The 6,119-nt window shown below is 65.1% G+C and carries 11 protein-coding genes and 1 pseudogene; 5 read left to right on the top strand and 7 right to left on the bottom strand.

Annotated features, from left to right (window positions below):
- Nucleotides 1-331 (top strand): alpha-glutamyl/putrescinyl thymine pyrophosphorylase clade 3 protein (locus MFF42_RS22505; protein WP_444980422.1); only part of this gene is annotated, 331 nt, incomplete at its 5' end.
- Here the strand turns inward: MFF42_RS22505 and MFF42_RS22500 are convergent.
- Both MFF42_RS22500 and MFF42_RS22495 read right to left on the bottom strand, forming a co-directional pair.
- The gene (locus MFF42_RS22500; protein ID WP_017483146.1) at nt 328-1,425 is read right to left on the bottom strand and encodes an ImmA/IrrE family metallo-endopeptidase; all 1,098 of its coding nucleotides are present in this window, start codon (nt 1,423-1,425) and stop codon (nt 328-330) included. The two genes, MFF42_RS22505 and MFF42_RS22500, sit on opposite strands and share 4 nt — an antisense overlap.
- Nucleotides 1,422-1,745, bottom strand: a complete 324-nt coding sequence (locus MFF42_RS22495; protein ID WP_017483147.1) for a hypothetical protein — start codon at nt 1,743-1,745, stop codon at nt 1,422-1,424. Before MFF42_RS22495 ends, MFF42_RS22500 begins: the two co-directional genes overlap by 4 nt.
- Before the next feature lie 755 nt (nt 1,746-2,500).
- Between MFF42_RS22495 and MFF42_RS22490 the strand changes: the two genes are divergently transcribed.
- Genes MFF42_RS22490 through MFF42_RS22480 form a run of 3 tightly spaced genes read left to right on the top strand, consistent with a single transcriptional unit; the run spans nt 2,501 to nt 3,388 of the window.
- Entirely contained in the window at nt 2,501-2,713 is a 213-nt protein-coding gene (locus MFF42_RS22490) for a hypothetical protein (RefSeq protein WP_017483149.1), read from the top strand.
- Nucleotides 2,710-3,024 (top strand): hypothetical protein, encoded by a 315-nt coding sequence (locus MFF42_RS22485; protein WP_017483150.1) that lies wholly within the window; start codon nt 2,710-2,712, stop codon nt 3,022-3,024. The genes MFF42_RS22490 and MFF42_RS22485 overlap by 4 nt, the downstream gene beginning before the upstream one ends.
- Complete coding sequence (locus MFF42_RS22480; protein WP_198580452.1) at nt 3,017-3,388, top strand: hypothetical protein; 372 nt, start codon at nt 3,017-3,019, stop codon at nt 3,386-3,388. Before MFF42_RS22485 ends, MFF42_RS22480 begins: the two co-directional genes overlap by 8 nt.
- A gap of 781 nt (nt 3,389-4,169) precedes the next feature.
- Here MFF42_RS22480 and MFF42_RS22475 read toward each other — a convergent pair.
- The 3 genes and pseudogenes from MFF42_RS22475 to MFF42_RS22465 form a co-directional block, all read right to left on the bottom strand.
- Nucleotides 4,170-4,268, bottom strand: a pseudogene (locus tag MFF42_RS22475) (alpha/beta hydrolase); the annotation flags it as partial.
- 19 nt (nt 4,269-4,287) lie between these two features.
- Nucleotides 4,288-4,440, bottom strand: a complete 153-nt coding sequence (locus tag MFF42_RS22470) for a hypothetical protein (protein WP_198580453.1) — start codon at nt 4,438-4,440, stop codon at nt 4,288-4,290.
- Entirely contained in the window at nt 4,440-4,661 is a 222-nt protein-coding gene (locus MFF42_RS22465) for a hypothetical protein (protein ID WP_198580454.1), read from the bottom strand. Before MFF42_RS22465 ends, MFF42_RS22470 begins: the two co-directional genes overlap by 1 nt.
- A gap of 62 nt (nt 4,662-4,723) precedes the next feature.
- Here MFF42_RS22465 and MFF42_RS22460 point away from each other — a divergent pair, with 62 nt between their 5' ends.
- A complete protein-coding gene (locus MFF42_RS22460) occupies nt 4,724-5,035 on the top strand; it encodes a hypothetical protein (RefSeq protein ID WP_238257893.1) in 312 nt (103 codons plus the stop codon).
- 334 nt (nt 5,036-5,369) lie between these two features.
- Here MFF42_RS22460 and MFF42_RS22455 read toward each other — a convergent pair whose 3' ends face one another.
- Together MFF42_RS22455 and MFF42_RS22450 are read right to left on the bottom strand one after the other, a co-directional pair.
- Complete coding sequence (locus MFF42_RS22455) at nt 5,370-5,702, bottom strand: hypothetical protein (RefSeq protein ID WP_198580455.1); 333 nt, start codon at nt 5,700-5,702, stop codon at nt 5,370-5,372.
- Between the two features lie 145 nt (nt 5,703-5,847).
- Nucleotides 5,848-6,119, bottom strand: a 272-nt coding sequence (locus MFF42_RS22450) for a hypothetical protein (RefSeq protein ID WP_238257892.1), incomplete at its 5' end; no start/stop codon positions are given.

Below are 6,119 nucleotides of genomic sequence, written 5' to 3'. Positions count from 1 at the left end.
CGACCCCCACGCCATCTTCGACGTCCTCTACCGCGAGCTCCCGATGCCGACCTTCGGTCGGCTCGCCCGCTTCGACTACCTTTCCCTGATCGGTCGATACCGGATCGCGCCCATAGCGGCCGGGTCCGCCTACCTCGACGGCGCCACCGGCCCAGCGATGGGAGCCCGCCTGCTCCTCGACGGGCAGGCGCGGAGCGCGACGCCGCTCCACGTGCTGCAGGCGCGGCTCGACGTTCTCGACCGGGACCTGGGCGTGGGCATGGCGGTTATGGAGGACGCTCTCTGCAATTGGCAGAAGAGCCCCGACAGGTTCGTCCACTTCAAGGGCTAGGGCAGCGCCTCGCGGATGTCGTCCCAGTTCCAACGCCGCTTCAAGGTGTTCAGGCGGTCGTAGGGGATCATCCCGCTATGCTGCATCTGGCCGACGATTATGCCCGCGGCGATCCCGACCGATACGCTGAACCGCAGCACTGCGGTGCGGTCCGGGCGCAGGACCTCGAACTCGGCACGGCGGCTCGCGGGAATGATGCAATCACGCGCGAACTCGTTCGCCTCGCGTTCGTGCTCGTCGGCGGTCGTGCCCTCGCCATCGACGAACGTGGCCCCTGCATGAAGGAGCAGGTGACCGAGCTCATGGAAGAGCGTGAACCAGAAATGGTCGTCCGAGCGATGCCGAAAGCTCATCAGGACCATGGCCTTCGTCGGCGAGAGCATCCGGGCTGCTCCGCTGGCCCTGCACCCGTCGGGCGCGCGTACGACCGACAGGGCCACCCCGACGCTGCCGAGCATGGCCCTGAGCCTCGGGAGGAAACGGGCGGGCTGGCTGATGCTCGTGAGGGTCCGGATCTCGGGAACGAGCGTGCGCAGCGCGTCGGGATCCCAGCACCCCGTTTGGATCAACGACGCCTCAAGCTCGCCAAGCCGCAGCCATGTGGTCGTGGCGCCTTCGCTGGACGAGAAGGAGTTTGACGTCCTGAAGCGCGTCTCGCTGGTCGAGGCGTAACGCCGTGCCCAAGCGTCTGGCCCGTTCACGTTGAAGAACGCCAGTCGTTGCCGCACGGCGGAGCGCTTCTCGCCCTCGGTCATTCTCGCCCGCCCGGTCGAGCCCGGGATCGGCACGCGCTCCAGCCACTCGACAAAGTGGCCTGACACGACGGCGCTGACGACCCGCTCCAACGCTTCCTCGTACCCGGATTGACGCCTGAGCCAGAAGCCCGGGGTGCCCCCGAGGACCGAGGCCAACTTGTCCGCGAGCTTGCCGTCGATCCGGACGCTGCCCGAGACCAGCCCACGCAGCGTCTCGATGCCGCCGTCCAGCGAAGCGGACACGTCCACAGCGCTCAGATTGCGTCGCTCCATGAGCGAGAGCACCGAGTCGCCCGGCTTGGAGAACCAGTCGCGTTGGAGGGACTGCTCGTGGATCATGGACAACTGACAAGCTCGACCAGCTTAAGATACCGGACCGTGGACCAGTTCGGCACGCCGTCGGCGGAGCGCTCGAATCTGACCCCGGCAGGCACGAGTGTCGCACGGAAGTAGGAGCCGATCTCCACCTCGATAGACTTGTCACCCGAGATTTTAACGCCCGGCCAGAAACCTACCATCTCTTCCGCCGTCTCGAACGCTTCGAGGTCGGCTATCGTTGCGACGAGCGCTTGGGCAGCGGGGGCACCGAATGTCGCCTCGCCCTCATCGATCTTACAGCAGAGAACCTGCTGTTCCCTCGTTTGGTAGGAGATGATCACGGTGATCCGCCGCCCGAGCCCGGCAGCACGCCGCGCCGCCCGGGAAAAGGTTTGGTTACGGGCCAGGCCAACGCAAGGGGCATGACGCAAACCCGGTCACGGATGGGCGCGGCGCGCGAACGCCGGCCTATCACGCGTCCGCTTTCAATGCTTGGACGCCGACAGCTGCCGGTCCGCTTTCGGCCACTATCGAGCGCTCGTGCCCCTTATCAGACTGCCCGAAAGCGGACGTGGCGAGGGCCTGCTTTGGGTCAGGAGTTCGCTTCAGGCTTGTTCGGGCGGATGCGCCACTTCCGTGCTTCGGTCCGCGCCGCCGGAGGGGCCGCTATTCCGCTGGCAGATGCCAATGGTGGAAGTGCGGTGAACACCGCCGCACGCGGTGTGCGCCTCGGACAACGGACCAGAGTTCGTCGCCAAGTCGGTTCAGGCCTGGATCACCGGCGTCGGCGCCCAAACAGCCTACATCGCTCCCGGCTCGCCCCGATGATCCGCGACACGAAGGTGCTGCGGGACCTGTTCGGGGACGCGAAATCTCGGGACGCCGGCTCGACGCTGACGCACAAGCAGTTTCCCGGGGGTGCTATCACTGTCTCGGAAATATAGCATCTAACATCAAAGACTTAGCCGCCTCTGGGCGGCTTTTTCTATGGGTGAAGCTCGCGCCCGATCGAGTCCAATGAAATCAACAGCTTACGGTCATTCCCCGCGGTTTCCGGGCACTTCCGTTACGCATGACTTTACGCACGAGGAGAGCAATGACCGACCGCCCCCCGAGCCCCGATGATGTCCTCTATGGTATGCCTGCAATCGCCGCCGCGTTTGGTTGGCGACAGCGGCAGGCCGAGCACCTGAAGGAGTCGCACGGCCTTCCGACCTTCAAGGTCGGAAAGACCGTCTGCGCCCGCCGCGGCGCCGTCGCTGCTTGGCTCGCCGATCGCGAGGCCGCAGGGCGGGAGCAGAAGCCGTGAGTCGCCCGCGAGAGCTTAGCGAGGCGCGCATCACTCGGATCGACCTCAACCTTGAGCCGGGCGCGATCTCGGCCGGCGTCATAGCCCGCTTCGATTTCGTCTGCGGCCCAACCCTGGTGCGCGGCGCCCGCCTTCAGCGGCACGGCATCAGCAAGGAGCTGACCGTGTTCCTGCCGAAGACACGCTTCAAGGACGAGACGATCCGCTTCACCTGCGATGCTGCCCGAGTCCGCCTTGCTGAGGCGGCCGAGGCAGCGGTGGCCGCTGCGAGCGCGAGAGCGGCGGGATGGAGGGGCGACGCCGATGGCTGACCTCTCCGCCGCGGTAGCGCAGATGCTCATCAACGGCGAGGGCATCCGCCAGGAAGACAGCCCCGACGTGTGGGTCGACGCCATCCTCGACCGATGGCCCGAGATCTCGGTCGACGAGTTGGAGCGCGGCTTCCGCATCGAGATCGAGCTTCAGCGCGCAGACGACAGCCGAAGGTGCGGACCGATCAGGGCGCCTAGAAAGCCTCGCTCACGAGCCGTGGAACACCGGGCCGAAAAGGCGAGGACAGCCGGCTACGAGATACAGCGCAACCGGCGCCCCAGACGATTCAACCCGCTCGGATCGTGCTTTAGGCACATTCTGCCATATCACTACTTACTACAGAATCGCTATTATCAGCTTTAACCTGCATAATAGAGTTAGCGAGGGCCTCAGAAAGCTGGGCCGATGTCGCATGGCTAAGCCATTTCCAGGCCGCCCGCGCTGCCGTCTCAAGACGATCAGCGAGATCTGAGGGGGCCCGAGTGGCGCGTATGTCCTCGATCAAGGCGTCAACCTTGCCGCGAATATAGTCAGAGCTAATTGAAGTGCCATGCGGATCTGCAAGGCTTGATAGCTCGAATTCGAGAAGAAACCCCTTCATCCCAATGCTTTTGAATAATATTTGCAGTTCATTTCTGGTAGTATGACGAAGTGACTTGTACATACAATGCGCGCTAACGGATAGAAGCACGCACCTTAAGTTGGCAAATGGGTTGGGATTTCCGAGATGTTCGTACATGTGACGCTGGACCTCCGATAGATCGTTGATGGGTTTTGTCCTAAATAATATTTAGATCCATAAACAGGAGTGGCATAGTCCACGGAAATGGCCAAACAAAATCAGCAAGCGCGCCGGCTAAAAATTTTTCGGCACTGGGTTTGAGCATCAAGCTCTGTATATCCTTATGATACTTTCGAAAGTCAGCATCAGCGACGGATTGTCATCGAGGTTCCGCTCTGGATTGCGTAGGACAGACCTGAAAATTTACGCATGATTAGACACCGGCGGCCGAACGGAGATGCGCTTGCTCACAAGGGATGAGTATCAAACTCACCTAAATTGATAGCTTCAACCGCATTGAGAATGCTGTGCCCTGAGGTCATCGGTTGCTAACCTACAGCGCCATCACTGAGGCTATCGGCCGTCGTGGACGATCTGGGCGAAGCGATAGACCGCTTCCTCTAACAGGTTGTTGAAGTCGTGGATGTTGACTGCAGGACGTCGGCGGCGTGGCCACGACCATCGTGATGAAAAGGTGGCCTCAGAACGCGAGGCCCCAGGCTCCCGTCACCAGGGCCGCGGCGAACAGGGGAGCCCCATACCCAGCGGCGACGAACGCGATGGTGGCGATGGCGCCGGTGGTGACGTGACACGCCGGTGCCGTGCCGACGGTGAGACGCAAGAGGGCGCGCATCACGCCTCCTGCGGGGTGTCTAGCTGCGAGACGATCTCGACGAGCTCGACGTGGGGGATGACGAGCCGGGCCGTGGCTAGCGCCTTGAGCAGGCCCAGGCGGGCGGCGGCGGCACGGACCTCGTCGGCCGCGGCGGCGCGCTTGCCGGCATGCTCTGCCAGGTGGCGGCGGACGCCTTTCAGGGCGCGCGAGATCTCCTGCCTGCAGATCGGCGCCGGCACGGTGACGGCCGACGAGCTGCGCGAGGCGGATTGGATGGCCCGAGGATAAGCAGGAGGGGCGCATGCCCGGTTCGAACGGCGCCGCTCGCCGCCCGCTCCTGCCGATGCACTCCGCCGGCCCCTACAGCACCTACCGCCTGTTCGAGTGGTGCATGGCGACGATGATGGTGCTGAACGCCTTCACGCTCGCCATACCGGGGGACACGATGGAGCGCAACGCACTGAGGCCGATCGCCGAGATGGGCTTCAGCGAGGCCAACACGGCGCTGATCTTCGGATGCGCCAGTAGCGTGCGCGTCATGGCGCTGTTCCTCAACGGCTACATCAACAGCCATGGGCCCCTGCGAACCTGTGGGGTGCGAACCCCGATTTGAATTCTGGCGCCGCGCGGGACCTTTGCCGCCGGGACTTGAAGTTCTCGCCCCTCCCGATAGGACCCGTGACCCCCACCCCCCTTCCGGGCCTGTTGGACCCCGGGGAGGGCAGGACGGGGACCGGGGCTGCCCGGCCCCCGAGGGGATCAAGCCTCATGCGTCGCCGCACCCGGCCAACCTCGCGGCCCCCCGTGCAACCGACAATCCGGATCCCGAACCTTGCCTCACGGCCTCACACGACAAGGCCCCTGGAGGGGGCTGGGCGGGCCTCGATGGGGACGGGGTGAGAGGGGCCGGGACGGGGGACGGGCCTGCCTGGCGGGCTCCCAGGGTCTCAGACGGCAGGCGGTGCCAACCGGTTGGAGAGGGCCTGGTGCACGGCCTCGCGCTGCAGCGGGACGCCCCCGTTCGTGCGCCCGCGCAGGTGCCCCAGGGCGCGCCTGAGGATGTCGTCGAGCCGCACGGAGGGGCGGAGCGCGCCATGCCCCGACGTGCCCTGCAGGGCATCCCGGAGGGCGTCGACGAGGGCGGCGTCGAGAGCCCGCGGATCGGGCGCGCCTGCCTCCCTGCGGGCGGCTCGCTCGGCGCGCTTGCGGTCGCGGTCGGCCTCGCGCCGGGCACGGGCGGAAACGGTGGGGGGATGGGGCATGGCAGGGGAGAGCATCATGGCCCCCGGATCTTGCCTACGGCCTTGGCAAGGCACCATGCCCCCTGAAACGACAACGCCCGCCGCGGGGTCACCGGGCGGGCGAAGGTCTGGTCGACAGTGTGGTGCAAAGTAGACCCGAGCAGAGATCTCTCGATCCCAGGACTCAATGTAGACGGGCCTCGGGCGAGGAACAAGGCAGGTAGCGGTAGGGGTCTATACCGACCTTGGCGAGGCGGGCGAGTGCCTTGGGCCGGTTCAGGGGCTTGAGGCCGCCGGGGAAGAGCTTGCGCCCCTCTCCGACCTCCTCGTTGAGCATGTACTGGGCGTACTCAATGTCCTCCCACTCGCAGCCCATGGGGCCGAAGGAGGCGCCGTTGCGGTTCGAGGCGCGGCACGACCTGGCATGTTCGTACAGGGCGAGAAGGCGCGACAGGG

This window comes from Methylorubrum podarium (assembly GCF_022179745.1).
GTDB lineage: Bacteria > Pseudomonadota > Alphaproteobacteria > Rhizobiales > Beijerinckiaceae > Methylobacterium > Methylobacterium podarium.
Note: the sequence above shows the minus strand (reverse complement) of the source record. Positions and strands in the feature narration are given on the sequence as shown.

Excerpts from the sequence above, each read along its gene's own strand:
- MFF42_RS22490 (WP_017483149.1), top strand. The coding sequence starts at position 2,501 with ATGACCGACCGCCCCCCGAGCCCCGATGATGTCCTCTATGGTATGCCT.
- MFF42_RS22480 (WP_198580452.1), top strand. The coding sequence starts at position 3,017 with ATGGCTGACCTCTCCGCCGCGGTAGCGCAGATGCTCATCAACGGCGAG.
- MFF42_RS22500 (WP_017483146.1), bottom strand. The coding sequence starts at position 1,425 with ATGATCCACGAGCAGTCCCTCCAACGCGACTGGTTCTCCAAGCCGGGC.
- MFF42_RS22470 (WP_198580453.1), bottom strand. The coding sequence starts at position 4,440 with ATGCGCGCCCTCTTGCGTCTCACCGTCGGCACGGCACCGGCGTGTCAC.
- MFF42_RS22455 (WP_198580455.1), bottom strand. The coding sequence starts at position 5,702 with ATGATGCTCTCCCCTGCCATGCCCCATCCCCCCACCGTTTCCGCCCGT.
- MFF42_RS22460 (WP_238257893.1), top strand. The coding sequence starts at position 4,724 with ATGCCCGGTTCGAACGGCGCCGCTCGCCGCCCGCTCCTGCCGATGCAC.